Source organism: Streptomyces sp. P9(2023) (assembly GCF_032436795.1).
Classification (GTDB): Bacteria; Actinomycetota; Actinomycetes; order Streptomycetales; family Streptomycetaceae; genus Streptomyces.
Genome location: NZ_JAUPWM010000631.1, coordinates 1 through 257, shown reverse-complemented (window position 1 = coordinate 257; position 257 = coordinate 1). Strand labels below are relative to the sequence as shown.

Here is a 257-nt window from a genome sequence, read left to right as displayed (position 1 = left end):
AGCTTTGCCGCCGCACGCGTGTCCTCGTGGAAAGCGAGTCGCGGCTGCTCGAGGTGCTGAAGGAAGGCCGGCGGGCCGAGCTGGCCCTGCAGGAGAACGAACAACGCCTGCGGAAGCTGATCAACGGATTCAGCTCCTCCATTCTCGCCGGCCTGCTGATGCCGGATGGAACCCTGGTGGAAGTGAACCGCGCCGCCGTCGCGGCATTCGGCCTGAAGCGGGAAGATAATGTCGTCCATGCGCCTGCCGACAATATC

The 257-nt window shown here is 64.2% G+C and carries 1 protein-coding gene; it reads left to right on the top strand.

Features of this window, described 5'->3' with window-relative positions; translation table 11 throughout:
- Positions 1 to 26: 26 nt before the first annotated feature.
- The coding region (locus tag Q5762_RS38960) for a hypothetical protein (RefSeq protein ID WP_315897049.1) at positions 27 to 257 on the top strand (231 nt) is incomplete at its 3' end.